The organism is Methanocaldococcus vulcanius M7 (assembly GCF_000024625.1).
Classification (GTDB): Archaea; AGJL01; Methanococci; order Methanococcales; family Methanocaldococcaceae; genus Methanocaldococcus; species Methanocaldococcus vulcanius.
This window is the reverse complement of record NC_013407.1, coordinates 1283151-1298979: the sequence shown is the minus strand read 5'-3', so window position 1 is coordinate 1298979 and position 15829 is coordinate 1283151. Positions and strand designations below refer to the sequence as shown.

Here is a 15829-nt window from a genome sequence, read left to right as displayed (position 1 = left end):
TTGGTTATTACAAACATTATTAATCATACTAATTCAATCTTTAATCTTCCAAAGCCTCGTGTAGTCATTCCCCCGATTCCTAATGTCTCAAAGAATATTTTTGAGTCCTCCAATGCGTTTTTTATTTGTTCTATTGTTGGTAATGGTTTTAATTTGTTAGTTTTGTCATCATTAATTTCTTCAAATGGCTTTTTGTCAAAGATTCTTATTTTTCCATAAAATATTGTTCCCCTTGGAATCGCCTCTGATGTAAATAATGCCCCTTCCTTTGCCGTTCCTGTAATTGGATCTATTGAAACAGAAGTTCTAACCTCTAAGTTTGAGTTGATTATTTGGGAAATTAAGTTGTCTGGAACGATTATTATATCATTTTCATCAATTCCAAAGTTTTCTTTTATATAATCTATGTTAATGTTTATTCCTTTTTTCTTATAAGGTAGATATAACCAACCTAAATTTATATGCCCTTCAGTTTTACCTTTTTCTATTTCTTTAAGCACAAAAACAATATCTTTTGATTCTCCTTTGCCATCTTTTGATTCTTCATTCAATAAACCAGCATCTTCTAAAATTCTTTTAGAAGTTATCCATTTAACTCCTAACCTTGTATAAACTGGGAAGAATAAGATATTCAAATCAGAGAAATACGTTAATCCTTGCCATGAAACATCTTTTTTAGAGAAACCAAATGCTTTACATACAATACATCTTCCACAATGTCCAGTTTTTTCATTTTTCATTTCTTCTAAACTTAAACTTGACTTATCATCCTGTCCAGCACATTTTATTCCCGTATATCTGTTTTCTTCAAATAAAATCCAATCTTTATCTTCATTATTTTCCAATTCAAATAATTCTTCAATCTTTTTCTCCTTTCTTTCATTTTTATTAACCCTATATTTATCTTTAAAATATCCTTGCAATTTCAAAGCTACATAATACCTCCAAGTTCCAGCCAAACTTGACCCTGGAATTTTTGGGATTTTTGTTGTTGGGTCTCTTACTATGGTGTTATCAACTCTCCCAATTGTATAACCCCCAGTTCCAATATATATTGGGTCTGTTGCCATTGCATAAACGTTTATTTCTTTTATAAAATTATTATTTGTCATTCTTCCACCCCACTATAACATTTTTAATATAATCTTCTGGAATTCCATGTTCTTTAGCACCTTTTACACAAGTATCAACGTATTCTTTTGTAGGTTTTCCAATAGGCTCTCCTTCTCTAAGATAGACATAAGCTTTAATCTCTATATTCTTATTTACACAGAAAACAGTTATTTCTTCCCTATCATAAGTTATAGGATATCCCTCCTGTCTATCTAAAGCTTTTAAGTCATCTTCGGAGATTTCATATATAACACCCCACACAATTTCTCTATTTTTTGGAACTATGTTGGCTACAGTACCTCCCCAACCTCTGGAATAACCATCATAAACAAACTTATAATCTTTGATATAACCAATATCTACAAATTTTGGATTTTTGCAGTTCTCTTTTATCCTTTCTTCACTCATATTTGAACCATAGGCAAAATAATACATTCTATCCTCCACTTATACTGCTTTTAATCCCTTATGCCAAAATTCAAACATATCTATGAACATTTGCATTTTATCTTTGTCTATTTTGTCTATTAACTCATCTCTGAATTTTTCTAAGTTTTTATTCTCTAAATTAGTATCAATGCCAAATATCTCACATAAATCTTTAATCACTGTTTCATTAGATTTTTTGTTTAATTCTAAGGTATTTATGAAATTTGTAGCTAAGAACTGTTTTATTGACTCTTTATATCCATCGTCCCAATCTTCTAAGCATTTATAAATTATATTAACCAATTTTTGAAGTTTTGAAGGTCTGTTTTTAAAGATTTCTTTGAATTTAATAAATTTCTTCCAATCTTCTAAGTTGTATGGTCTGTTAGATTTTAATGGGATGATTCTTTTTCCTTTGTAGTATTCAATATCATTTCTTCTAACATTTGAATCTAAAATCTCAAAATCAAAGGTATTTGGGTAGATATAAAATATTGAATTATCTTTCCCATTTGTTGTAGTAATCCATTTTAAGCTATTTTCATTAGGCTTTAAGTAGAATTGATATGTTTCATTATCTCCGTCCCATTCATAGAGGGAGTAATATTCTTCAGTGTTATTTGCCAATTCTTCTCCCCTAACATATTTGGAATAAAGCTCTTTTTGTATTGATTTTAATGATTTTCCATCAATTTCTGTTTTAATATCCTCTAAGTTTTTTAAATCTCTTCTAATTTTTCTTAAAGCCTTTATTCCAATGTATAATGGGCTTTTATAGTGTTGTATTATAACACCAATATGCAATGGCAGTTTTCCATAAACCCATTTAAAGTTCTTGTAATATTCATTTTGAATCTTTTCAATTAATCTTGGAATGTATTCCGCTGGAATTATAAACTGCCATGAAATTGGTGTTGGTTTGATTATTGAGAAATATAATTTGTAATCTAATAAATTAATGTTATTTTCATCCAATTCAATTTCTATGTTATCTCTTTCGTTTTCTACACTTTTCAATTTAATTTTTCTTAAGTTAAGTTTTTCCATCAATTTCTTTTTGTCATTTAATATTTTATTCAATTCTTTGAGGTTTTCTTCTTTTTCTTTGTTATTTAGTAGTTTTTTAATTTCATTATTTCCAACAACTTTTAAAAACTGCTCAATGGATGTAATTAAATATAACTTATTTCTAATTTTCCAGAAACAAATATTTCCATACCTGTATTCTCCATCTGGTTTTTCATCTTCATCTAATTGAATAATAATTCTTTTTCTTCTCCATTCTGGAATTTCCAATATATCAATTAAGTTATTTTCCAAATCTTCAAAGAATTCTTTTGTAGTTTCCCAAATTCTTCTCAATCTTGCTGGTGAAGGATTTTTCCTTAAAAGGAATTGTAAGATTAATTTTGATAAGAATTCAATATCTTCGTCTGTTAGGTTGTTCCAATGGATTTTTCTTTCATCAAAATCTATTGCTGAAGGATTTAATAAGTTGTTTTTGATAAACTCTTCCCATCTGTCTCCTATGGATCTTTCTAAAATCAATTTATTAATCTGATCGTAAAAATATATAAAAGATAATACCCCCCTTATGTCATCATAACTAAGGCCATTAATACTGAAAGTTCCATCTTCATTGAATTTTATTGGTAGGTCAATATTATAATCTGTCTGTAGTTTTACTAAGTAATTTTTAGATATTTCTTTAAGAGAAGGTAATCGTTTTATGAAATTTAATTTTTCTGTTTTTCTTTTTCTTTGCTTTTTAGATAAATTTTGATTTTGGAGTTCATTTTCTAAATTAATAATTTCAGTGTTAATTTCAATAAAACTTTTGTTTAAGATATCATCAGTTTTGTTAATTAGTTGATTATATATGTGTTTTATAGAGCTATCAAACAAATTAAGGAAGTCTTTTATATCTTCTTTGTTTTTGTAGAACTCCTTCAACTTCGTCATAATTTTCAAATTATTAATGAAGTAATTTTTGGAATTATTCAATAAATTTTTAATGAGATCATAAAAATTATTACAATCTTCTTCTCTAACAATCAAACTATTCAACAAATTTCCATTCAACCACTCTTTCAACTCAAATTTCAAAGTAATCAAAGCAATTCTTCCATTTTCATCTTGCAATTCATCAATCCATATTGTTTCATCGTTTAAATTTTCAACCCATTTTTTAATTCTTCCATGTTTATCATCATGAATCCTCTTATAACAAACATCACACATTGGAATTTCATCTCTTTTTCTATCTTTTGAAACAAATCTTTCACCACAAACTTGACAAACCCAAATTTTTCCTTCAAAATAATCATCAAATTGTCTTTTTAATGAATAATCAGCTCTTAAAAAGTTTTCTTTTGCTTTTTCAAGTAAATATCCTAAATTCATTAAACCTCTTGAAGGTTTTGTTAAAATGATTGTCGGATAAACTTCATCACCAAATTTTTCTTTAAAAATCTCTAAAATTTCTCTTTTTAATTCTCTTTCTTCATTTTTTAAATTTTTATCCAGTTCATATAAGTTTTTATCAATTTTATCTCCAACGATACATTCTGGAACTAAGAAATAGATTCCGGTTTCATCTCTATAGATTTCATTACCTAACGCCCATTTATCTTCAATTAAATCTTTTATTTCTTCATCAACTTTATTTGCTGTTTCTCTATACCACTGTATATGTGCAACTTTTAATCCTTTCTCTGCCAAACCTAATTTGTCATATTGTATTCCTAAGATCGACCATTTAATATCCCTATAATCAAATTTAGATAAATCTTTAAGTTTTGAATTGTCTAAAAATAATCCAGCTAATGATGCCTTAAACATCGTTGTTGCCATATATGCTTGATCATATAAGGATGTATCATTAACTGGAAAACGACTATCTGACGGTGTAAATCCATATAATAATTTAATTAAGGCATAAACTTTTCTTCTGATTTTTGATACATCACTACAAGTTTTTAATTTAGATAAAACCTGTTGTAGATCATCTTCATTATCTAATTCTTCAAAATAGTTATCGTCTTTTAATTCCAGTATTTTTTTAATCTCATCTTTGTAATCGAAAACATTATACTTTGAAATATAATCTCTCAAATCATCCAACTGCTTTTCGTTTATTAATTTTTTTAATGTTCCAAAGGAATTTGCTAAGTAAGGATAATTTCCCTTTATGTGATTTCCTTCTTTAGGAGATCCTTTTTCAATTCCGGAATTTAGACCTTCTGAAGATCCATATAGCACTTGTAAAATTTTTTTTGGTTCATCATTTAATTTAACTTTCCTCCAATTTTCTCTCCACTTCGTAGTTATAAAATCATTTAAAACATTTATCTTGTTTATTATATTTCCATTTTTGTCCTTTATTTCCAATCCTTCAATATTTACATCTAGATCATTAAAAAATGTCTTTAGTAGATTTTTTATTTCTCCATCTCTATTTTGATACTCTGGTGTCACTCCTTTAAAATATTCGCTATTGACATATTGCCACCAACTTACAAAAGTTTTATCTAAAAGTGTGAATGGACTAACGATTTCAGCTTTTAATACTTCATTTTTATTATTCAATAAATTATTCACATCTATTGCCATCCCCCCACCCCTCTGGAATTTCTATCTCTTTATTAGAATAGACTACTTTTTCTTTTATTTCAAAAGTTCCCCACCCAAGTTTTGTCTTTGCCCCCACTCCTAAACCAGCAACTTTTTTAATACATTCACATAGAAATCTCAAATCTTTTTCAACTTCTTCTTTTAATTTATCATCTTTCTTTAAAATCCCATCAAAAGGAACATAAACAATCTGCAAAATTCCTTCTACCCCTTTTGGAACAACCTCATAATGAATTGGATTTGTTCCAGCCCTTGTTTTTCTACTATGAGGATTTATAACTTCTAAACTTAATCTATCAAAGTAAGTTGGATAAAATACAACCTTTCCTTTCTTTGCTTCGTAGTATTTCTTTTTATCCTCTTCATAATTAAATATATTTCTAAAATTTGGGTCAAAATGTTCCTCAATAATTTTTTTCCAGTCTTTTTCTATATTATCAAATTCTACAGCAACATTCAAGTTAAATATTAAATATTTAAGTAAGGATTTTTTCAATTCATCTTTGTTTTTGTTTTTCAAGAGATTTATCAACTCTCTAAACTCTTCGTTTCCAGTTCCAAAGATTCTTAAATAACTAAAAACATAATCCCAAAATTCTTTTTTGTCAATATTTTCTTTAATTAATTCTCTTCCAGCATTTGCTATTGCTCCTTTCCAACCACTCCCCCTAATCATTGGAACTTTAAAAACTTTCTCTTTCAATACTGGATTTTGAATCAAGTAAAATTCTTCATCATCTCTTGAGAAATATGGCTGGTTTAATTCAAACTTAACCCAAATTCCAAAGGAGTATTTTGGATGTTTTTTAATAGTATTTTTAAGGTCTTCTTCTGAAGAAAATATAGAAATCTTTCTGATCATCTCTAAATTTTCATCTTCTGAGAATTCAAAGATTTTTGAATGACCAATTATTTCATTTTTAAAATAAGTCAAAGGAAAATCTTTTAAAGTTTCGAGAGATTTGTATTTTTTTAGAGTTTTAAATAGATTTCCCCTAAGATTATTTTTTTGAATCTCATGATCAAATTTTATTTTTAAGAACGGGAAATCTTCTATTAATTTTTCAAATTTATTGTCAATTGCTATTGGTTTATTATTTCGTTTAAATAAATAATTTTCTATTTTGCCATAATTCTTTGGCTTAAAATAATATTTCATATATAGAAAGTATTCTGATAGGTTAGTTATTTTCTCAACATTTATTTCAATTAAGGCATCATACTTAGACATTGGTATCACCTTTTATATTTAAAATTCCGGTAATTGAGATGAATCCTCCTTTTAATTTTCTATCATCTTTATCTTCATAAATATACGGCAAAATCTTTGATCCTTCCGTTGGATTGTTATATCCAAAAATTTGATGTCTTTCATTATTATCCCCACGATCTTCTTTGTGCCCCTTTCTTCTTAGTGCCCTGATTTTTATTAGTTCTTTAATAATGTCTTTAAAATTACCCTCAATTTGATTTTTTAGAATTAAAATTTTATTTTGTATTTTTAATAAGTCATTAAAACTACCAATCTCTTTACTATTTTCATTGTTAATGTTCTCTACAATATCATTAAAATCAAAATCTTCGTATTTTTCAATTTTTCCATTTTTTACAGATTTTATAAAATTACTTAATTCAAATGTAGTTTTATCTTTGTCCCAATCATTATTCAGAATTTTAACCCTACCATACCCAATATTCCATTTTCCACCAATATAGCCATATTTCTCAATAAAATTTAATAAGGGAATTAAAACAGCATCTTTTATTGTTTTATCAGTTTCAAAAGTTACTTCAAACTTTCCATAAAAATAGGGATCTGAAAAATACCAAACTGACCAATCTTTTTTAAAATTATTGTTATCTCCATTGTATTTTTCTTTAATAAACTGATGATAATCATTTTTTGTTCGCCATTCTATTATATTTTTGTCACCATTATCTTTTTTAATTCCAATAGCATAAGGTAAATTTAATCTATTTCCAAAACAATAATCTTCTATTGGTTCAATTTTCTTTATCTTAATCCTCCCTCTCCAACCAGTGCATCCAAAAATCCTTGAAGGTAGTGAAATTCCTAATTCAGATAAGATTTCATCAGTTAATTTTTCAATGTTATACTCTTCATCATTCTTCAATTTTCTATTAATTTTGTCTTCTAATTTCTTTTGAAAATCTTTGTAATTTAATTTTTCACAAGGTTTTCCTTCGTTATCAAAATAGTTATCGTTGACAATTCCATTAAAATAACACAAAACTTCAAACCAAAATCTTAAACTTCCTATAATAGATGAAGATCTTATCTCAATACACTGTCCCCACGCATTACTTGTCCATAAGGGAGTTAATGTTTTAAACTTAACATTTAGTTTAGACATTATTTCACACCTGAATAATTTTTGCTTTTAATCAAAATCCAAAATGTTACTAAAATATTATATTTTCTGATTTTTGAGTATATAAACATTGTTTTAAATTAAAATAAATATTTATATATACTAAAAATGTAATAAGTATCTCTTTTTTTCAGCGATATTCATGTTATTATAATATCTGCTAACATCTATTTTTTCTCCGTTTTTAATTAGATAAATTTTTCTATCTTCTTTGTTGAGAGGTTTATAAATTTCAAATAATATTGCATTTTTTTCATCTTTTCCAAGGTTACAGACGATATATAAATAATACTTATCTTCATTTTCCATAGCAAATTTATATTCTGCCTCTGTAAGTTCTGCAATTGGTAACAATCCTTTATGCCCCTTTACTTCAATGTATTTTTCCTTTCCATTTTCAATAACCTTTATATCATAATGCTCATGTAGGGAAACATCCAAAACATCCCAAGTTTTGCCTTTATTTTCATATCCATATTTATTTGCTAATCTTTTTTCTTCGATATTCATTACAATGTTCATTGCCAATTTTTCAATCTTTACAAGTTCTTCAAGGGGGAGAAAATTTCTATCCATTGCCTTTAAATCATTTTCATTTGGCATAATAATATTGTCTTTATCTAAACCTAAATTATTTATAATATCTAATGGGATGATTTTTTCAATTAAAAACTCATTCTCTGGTAGGTAATCAATAATTACTGGTTTATCTACAACCACTTTCAAGTTCTTAAATAATTTGTCATCTTTTAAACCTGAGTTCTTAAGGTCTTCATAATTTGATATTCTTTTATTTATATTATTTACAAAGTTATTTCTAACATAAGCGAAAATATTTCCCTTAATAGCCAATATCTGCTTTTCGTAAGGTTTTTCTATGTAGTTTGTGAAAAATAACTCTCTGCTAAAAATTGATATAAGATATTTTAATACTTCAACACCTGTCATTAATTTAACATTCTTTTCTCTATGTGCTATCACTGGAATTTCCCAGACACCTTTATTATCTTCAGTCAATACCTTTACAAAAAATAAATAATCCCTATTTTTAAATGGACTTTTTACAACGATTCTTGATACTTGTAAGTCATCATCATTTTTTGATTTTATAATTTGATACAATTTATTTTGGGAATGTATATTTCCATTTAAGATTTTCTCTTGATAATATCTCAAAATCTCTTCAATCTTTCCAATCTCTAAGTAATTTTCGTTTTTGATAAGTTTTAAAACTTCCTTTTTAATTTCTTCAGCACGTTCTTCTGGAAAAATGTTCATCATTTTTAGTTTATTTCTAATAATTTTTAGTGTTCTGACAATTTCTTCTGTATAATCTCCTAGATTTCCAACTATTGCTGAAATTATAATATCATATTCAGACAAGTTTTTTATGTATGCAAATTCTTCTAAGTTAAATAAATTTTCAGCATTTGCAATATATATCTCCTTACCTATTGCTAATTGATTATCAAGTGCATTTTTAATATTCATAATTTTTTTATAAAGGTTGTTAAGCAGTTCTAAATCCATTCTATTTGAAAGGAAAATATTATAAACAGAGACATCTTTTTCTTGCCCTAATCTCCAAACTCTACCAATTCTCTGTTCTAATTTTATAGGACTCCATGGAGAATCATAGTTTATCAAAACACTCGCAATTTGTAAATTAAGCCCTTCAGAAGCAACATCTGTAGCAAGTAAAATTTTTCCACAATCTTCAAATTTTTTATTAATATTCTCTAACAGATTTTTATTTTCTCCTGAAAGCGTTAATATCTCATTTGTATCTATGTTAATACCATAGTTATCTAAATACTTAGGCAGATTTTCTTGAAGATATTTGAGAGTATCAACATATTCAGTAAATACAACAATTTTTTCATTGTTTCTAATATGTTCTGCAATAATTTTTGCTAAAGCGTCAATTTTACTATCTTTTTTGACTATGATGTTAGTTGTTGTTTTAAGGAGATTTTCAAATAAGTTTTTCTGCTCCTTGTTTAGGTAGGGAGAATATTTATCAACAATATTATTTATTATGTCAGATATTTCCATATAGTCCTCAAATTCCATTTCTTCAAAACTTAATGAGAAGAGGTTTTGAATGTCCTCTGACACATCAATATCGTCAGTTTTTAAAATGTTAGTTTTTATAATCCTATTCAGTGTTTCAATTGCTGCTTTATAACTTGAAGATGCTCTCTTCCCCAAAATTACTGCTAAAAGTGATATTGGAGAGTTTCTTTTTGTATTTTTCAATATATTTTTAAGTGTCTCTTCAAGAAGGGTAAAAAATCTTTTTTCCTCTTCTGATAAATCTACTACCACTGCATTAAATTTGCAATCCTTAAAAACTCTTTTAGTCCCGAGAGCATTTACTAATTTTTTCGTCCTTCTAAAAACTAATATATCATGGGTTTTAGAGTAGAAATTTTGAGTATTTAATTTATCAAAATCATCTATAAGTGTAGGGTCTAATAATTTTAGTCGATATAGGTAATCTTGAGGGTCTCCTCTATGTGGAGTTGCAGAAAGTAAAAGCATATTTCTTACTTTTTTTGAAAGCTTTTCAACTAATTTTCCTCTTTGAGTGTTTTTGGTGATGTTGTGGGCTTCATCAACAATAACTAAATCCCAATCAATTTGCAATATTTTATCAACATACCTTTTTGCAAGGTCAATTGAAATTATGATATAAACAGAATCATAATACTGCAAAGAACTTTTAATATTATTTATATCATTCCCATCTTTAATAATTCTTGGAATTCCCCCAACTCTCTTTATCTCTGCCTCCCACTGTTCTCTTAAAATTTTTGGAGTTAAAACCAAAATCTTTTTTATTCCTTCTTTTAGTTCTAAATATCTCGCTATTGCAAGCGACTCTATTGTTTTACCTAAGCCAATCTCATCCGCAATTAAAAAACGAACTGGGCGGAGAAGCATGGCATTATATAAAAGATGAATTTGGTGTATGAATGGTTTTATTTCTTTTTTTGAGGTTGGATGATTTAAAGCATAAAAGAATAGTAAGGGATTATGCAAAAATATCTTTTTTGTGAGATAGTTTTTTATTTTATCTTGCAATTTTCATCCCCTCTCTCTTAAATTTAAATTTCTTCAACCTCCAAAAAGTATTTTGCAATTTTTAATAGTTTTCTTCTATTGTTATATTCCCAATATCTATTTCTAAAAGTTGATGCCCAATAACGTAAAGACAATGATTCCATAGAGAGAATGTGGTCTTCTAATTTTCCCCACATTGTGTTATCTTTTAATGCCTGCATAACCATGGCATAAACAAATAATCTCAGATATGCATAATCATCATCAGTTTTTAATGTTATCCTTTTTTTACCAGAAACTTCAAAGCCAAGGTGTTTAGCAAAATTAATAAACTCTGGAAGGAATACTCTTGCAGTCCCCTCAATTTTACCTTTTATATATTTGCCATCTTCAAGAGGTATTACTGGGATAAACTCTGCCAATTTTTGTTGTTTTACAATCGGTAATTTTATTGGTTTAATATATTTAAGCTTAACCATATATTGAGTGTTTCCTTTCACAGCATCACCTCACAAAAAAGAGAAATGATAGGAAAAATATATACTACAATATAAAAAAGCTACTTAAAATCAACATTTCTTAATTTTAAATACTGCTTTTTTATTTAAGCATCTAAGTTTCTCAAATATTAAGTCGTCAATTTTTATTTCTTCTGTAAAAATAATATCCACATCTAACATCGCTTTATGGTCTAAAACTCCCTCTATCTCCTCAATAATGTATTTTACAACATCGAGAGATAAATTATTGAAGTCCGCCTTAAAGTGTTCATCATTTTCAATAATAAGGATTCCTCTAACTTTGACATTTAAGTTTTCGGGAATAATGTTTAAGTCATCTGAGGATTTAATGCCTCTTATTTCTAATAATTTTCCTCCTTTTAGGTCTTCAGACAATTCATGAACTTCTACAATATCAGTTCTTGGAATAAGAGTTATTTTATCTGTCTTTACAATGCCATCTTCCGATATTGCCTTTATCTTATAAGTTTTCTTAGCTTCAGGGATTTTAATGTGCCATGTAGTTTCGTAAGGAACTTTTCCGTGGTCTATATCTAATTCCCCTTCGTCAACTTCAAGATTCACTTCAAAATCATTGCCTTTTAACGGCGTTATTATTACTTTTACATCTACATTTTCTCCCGGCTTTCCTTCAATATTATGCCTATCCAATTTTAAAGAAAATTCATTTCTTTCTCCAATAATTTTTTCCTCAGTTTTTCTTACTATATAGCCGTTTATTACTAAATCCACAAATTCGGGCTTAACAACAAATCCATCTTCCGTCTCTTCAACAAGTTCTCTTAATGGCAGTGACTCATCTTCTGAAATATAAACTTCATACCAAACTTTTATATATCTATTACCAACCACTTCATCCTTTTCTTCTTTTAAAATATGATTTATTTGTTTATTTAATGCCTTTATTTGAGGTAATATAATATCAGTATCTTTTATATCATCGAGAGGAACTCCTGCCTCATCATAATTTGGTAGAGATTGATGGATTCTTTTGAATAAAATTCTTCCATCTCTCTCAATACCAATTTTTAAGTCCTTAACTCCCTCTTTTATCGCCTCTTTTAATTGATCATCCGTAATAAATGGAAGTTTTGTGTTTGTTCTTATTATGCTTTTAAGTTCTGAAAACATTATTGGTTTATTAAAAGTAATATTTACCTCATTTAAATAATACTCGAGACCTTCGAAAGTTAGTTTTTTGGGGATTTTTCCCCATTCAATCAGTGCAGAATAGACATTTTCAAGTATTGATTTGGAGGTTGGGGTGGCATTAACGATTTCCACATCATTATCTTTAGGATATGCAACTTTTTTAAATACACTTGCTACAAACTCATCAAACTCTGCTTTTGTATCCTCCTCAATACTTCTTACCATACTTGTCTGTATCTGAACAACCTCCTCCCCATACGACTTATATTTTGCTTTAATATCTCCTTTTACTTTATCACAAGCCATTATACGGGCAGTTATTTCAAACAATTTGTCTATGGATTTATCAGCATAGCAAACAGTTATTGTATTTCTATATGTTCTCGTTCCAGTTCCATACTGATAAATTATCCTATAAAGCAGGGACTTATCAACATCATCCCTTATGAGTATTTGCAATTTATAATCCTCAGTATCTTGGAATTCTTGGGGGTCTCTTGAAACAACAATATTAGATTTTTTGAAGAATGATATATTATTTTCAATTCTTCTGGTTCTTAAACCTCTTCCTTCAACAGCAAATTTTTTAACGAATTCCTCAAGTTTCTTATGAACACTAACTATATTAAGAGTTAATAATTCCTCTTTTTTGCTTTCAATCATTTGAGATACATTTGCAACTCTCCAAAACCAGAAAATTCCATCTTTTTTAATTAAATATATAAATGATGAGCTTTTTTCAATTTCATTTATGGTGTTTATAATATCTGTTAATTGCAATGCATGTTTTTCAAAGAAGTTGATTTCATAAACAGCCCTTGCAAGGGTATCTTTTTTTGGAAAACCCTCAAGCGGTATTGGAGAATCATAAGGATAGGTTTTTAAGAATATATATCTTAAGATAATCTCTGCCAATTCCGGCTTTGAAAATCTTTTAAATTTTTCAGCAGATAAATCTACATCCAACACTGCTCCTCCATAGTCAGCAAATACTTGATTTCTTCCAAATAATATTCCTCTCAGTTTTTCATTTTTTGGGTTTATGTGGTAAGGCATTATCAAGGTTGGGAGGTCTTCTTCTTGTAATAAACTTCTTATAACAATTCTTGTTATTCTAACCATATCTCTTGTTTTTTGTAAGCCCCCTCTTTCAACTATGGTTCTTAACGTTGCTATATAGTCAGGATGGAATGGATATGTTTTTGACAAGCTTTCTTCAAATCTTCCAAATATTTCAGTGTTTGAATAAATTTCTCTGTATTTTTCAATTATTTTTTCTTTAAAATCGTCATCTATTTTTTCAAAAATCCTTTTCTTTAAAATTTCAACAATTTCTCCTCCAGAAATACCTTCAGTTCTTAATGGAGAGTAGAGTTCCGCCCCTCCAACTCTTTCAACAGCCCTATGTAGAGAAAGGACTATTTCTTTATTATATCCCTTTTCAACTTTTTCTCCATCTTTTTCCATTGGTAAGGTTAAAATCATAATGCTGTCGGTTCCAATTAAAGCAGTTGATAAAGTGTCAAAGAACTTGCAGATATTTTTTGCGTATCTTCTATCATCCTCATTTCCACTGTTGTATAAGTTGTCTATATAATGAACAATCTCATCAACTAAAAACACTACTTTATTTCCTTTTAAAAGCTCTCTTAAGGTTTCTATATCGGGAACTGTTAAGTTTTTATCGTCATTTTCAACTATGGAATATTTTCCTAAGCAATGCCCTATATATCCCCATAATGTTTTAACTTTATAAGCACCAAAGTTTAATGGACTGCTTGGCTGTCCTAATTTTCCTTTACCATATATTGGAAGTATTTTTATATTTTGAGTTTGAAGGTCTTTTAATTTCAATCCAATACTTTTTATCTTCTCCTTTTTATCTTCAGTGTAGTCCTTTAAAGTTTCATCATTTACAAGAGAGTTAGGATTATTAATTGCATGATAGATTGTTAATATTGTATGTGTTTTTCCCCCTCCAAAGAGAGAGTATATTAAGAATATATTATGCCTTTCTTTCCCACTTAAAGTATTTATTAATCTATCAAGTATCTGCAACATAGAGTCAGTAAAGTATGTCCTTTTAAAAAACTCTTCTGAGTTAGTATAAATTTTATGAGCAGTTTTGTTAATAACGTCCCCCAATTCAGGGGCTACTTGCATGTCTAATGTCTCATCTAAAACATCCTCCCAAACTTTTAATTTTTGCATAATAATCTCCCCCTCTATTTTTTAGATGACTTCTTTTATAGCATGCCATTCAATTATAGAAGTTGGTTTGATTATGCCATTTATTACGTCATAGAATAAAATCTCATTTTCCACTAAAAACTTAAACTCTTTAATTAAGTCCCTTTTAATAATCTCATAGTCATTAACTTTAATATTATCCTTAAACTTGCCCAGTATCTCATATGTCTTACTTTCATCCAAATCATCTGGCATACTTGCTATTAAAAATCTTAATCCATCTGCTTCAATATTTATCCACTGCTTTATAGTTTGTTCAACGGATAAACCTAATTTCTTATTATTTATCAACTGAGAGATTTCATAAGGTAATGATAGATAATTTAGGCAATAGTTTATCTCTCCCTCATTAAAGCCCTCTTCTTTTAAAATATTTCTTATAGTTCCTTCTCTTAACCAATCAATTAAATAATATTCAGAAGCATTTTTTAACGTAGAGTTTCTATAAATTTCCTCTATAAACAAAGTATCTGAAGTTAAGCATATAACATGACAGAGATGTTTTGCCTTGGTTAAGGATACAAAAAGATTAAATAACTCATTCAACAATGACTTATCTCCTTTCCCGTTTTCGTTAAAGTAAATACTCTTCAACTTCTGCAACTCATCTATTATTAAAACTGGTTTTTTATCATCTTCAACAACTGCTTTGATACTCTCTTTTATCTTACTAAAAACATCATTTAATTTTACATTGTTGAAGTCAAATTTCTCTTCAACTCCAAACTTCCATATTTTTAAATTAATTTCAAACTTATTTAGTAGATACTTTTTATCTCCTTTTTCAAAAAATATCTCCAAAAACTCTTCCTTTGTTGGTGTAGCATATTCCCTCAAATCGTAGTAAAAGAATACTAAATCATCTTTTTTAGATAACTCTTCAATAACTCTAAGCATTACTGTTGTTTTTCCAGACGATTTAGGACCATAAACAAAAAGTATAGAATTTGGCTCTAATTGGCAATAGGTTTTTAGATAATGCAATTCTTTTTCACGATTATAAAACTTCATATTATCACCAGTTGGACATTAATTGGGGCTAAAAGCCCCAACTTATAACCAATTATCAAAGTTTTTAAAATTAAATAAGGCACTAATAGAAGCCCTTTGGGCTTCTAAATATTCCTTAAAGTAAATATATTCCCTTTGATAATTGGTTAATGGACGTGAGGTATCCACACCATAGAGGGGCTACGCCCCTCTATTGGGATACTCCCCAAATCTTGCTAATTTACACCTCCGAGCGTAGCGAGGAGGTGTTAGTTTTTGATG

9 protein-coding genes are annotated in these 15829 nt (G+C 28.1%); all 9 read right to left on the bottom strand.

What is annotated here, in order from left to right:
- Window positions 1–23 precede the first annotated feature (23 nt).
- A complete protein-coding gene (locus METVU_RS06350) occupies window positions 24–1112 on the bottom strand; it encodes an RAMP superfamily CRISPR-associated protein (RefSeq protein WP_015733369.1) in 1089 nt (362 codons plus the stop codon).
- The gene (locus tag METVU_RS06345; protein WP_015733368.1) at window positions 1102–1548 is read right to left on the bottom strand and encodes a gamma-glutamylcyclotransferase family protein; all 447 of its coding nucleotides are present in this window, start codon (window positions 1546–1548) and stop codon (window positions 1102–1104) included. Before METVU_RS06345 ends, METVU_RS06350 begins: the two co-directional genes overlap by 11 nt.
- A gap of 12 nt (window positions 1549–1560) precedes the next feature.
- Window positions 1561–5154 carry a CRISPR-associated protein Csx11 gene (locus tag METVU_RS06340; protein WP_015733367.1) on the bottom strand — a complete coding sequence of 1198 codons (3594 nt, stop codon included), beginning with the start codon at window positions 5152–5154 and terminating at the stop codon, window positions 1561–1563.
- The gene (locus METVU_RS06335; protein WP_015733366.1) at window positions 5135–6406 is read right to left on the bottom strand and encodes an RAMP superfamily CRISPR-associated protein; all 1272 of its coding nucleotides are present in this window, start codon (window positions 6404–6406) and stop codon (window positions 5135–5137) included. The genes METVU_RS06340 and METVU_RS06335 overlap by 20 nt, the downstream gene beginning before the upstream one ends.
- Window positions 6399–7550, bottom strand: a complete 1152-nt coding sequence (gene cmr1 / locus METVU_RS06330) for a type III-B CRISPR module RAMP protein Cmr1 (RefSeq protein ID WP_015733365.1) — start codon at window positions 7548–7550, stop codon at window positions 6399–6401. Before cmr1 ends, METVU_RS06335 begins: the two co-directional genes overlap by 8 nt.
- A 120-nt stretch (window positions 7551–7670) precedes the next feature.
- Window positions 7671–10655, bottom strand: coding sequence for a helicase-related protein (locus METVU_RS06325; protein WP_015733364.1), 2985 nt, complete (start codon window positions 10653–10655; stop codon window positions 7671–7673).
- A gap of 23 nt (window positions 10656–10678) precedes the next feature.
- Window positions 10679–11113 carry a hypothetical protein gene (locus METVU_RS06320; protein ID WP_048197085.1) on the bottom strand — a complete coding sequence of 145 codons (435 nt, stop codon included), beginning with the start codon at window positions 11111–11113 and terminating at the stop codon, window positions 10679–10681.
- Window positions 11114–11203: 90 nt separating this feature from the next.
- Entirely contained in the window at window positions 11204–14518 is a 3315-nt protein-coding gene (locus METVU_RS06315; RefSeq protein WP_015733362.1) for a DUF499 domain-containing protein, read from the bottom strand.
- 21 nt (window positions 14519–14539) lie between these two features.
- The gene (locus tag METVU_RS06310) at window positions 14540–15568 is read right to left on the bottom strand and encodes an ATP-binding protein (RefSeq protein WP_015733361.1); all 1029 of its coding nucleotides are present in this window, start codon (window positions 15566–15568) and stop codon (window positions 14540–14542) included.
- Window positions 15569–15829 lie beyond the last annotated feature (261 nt).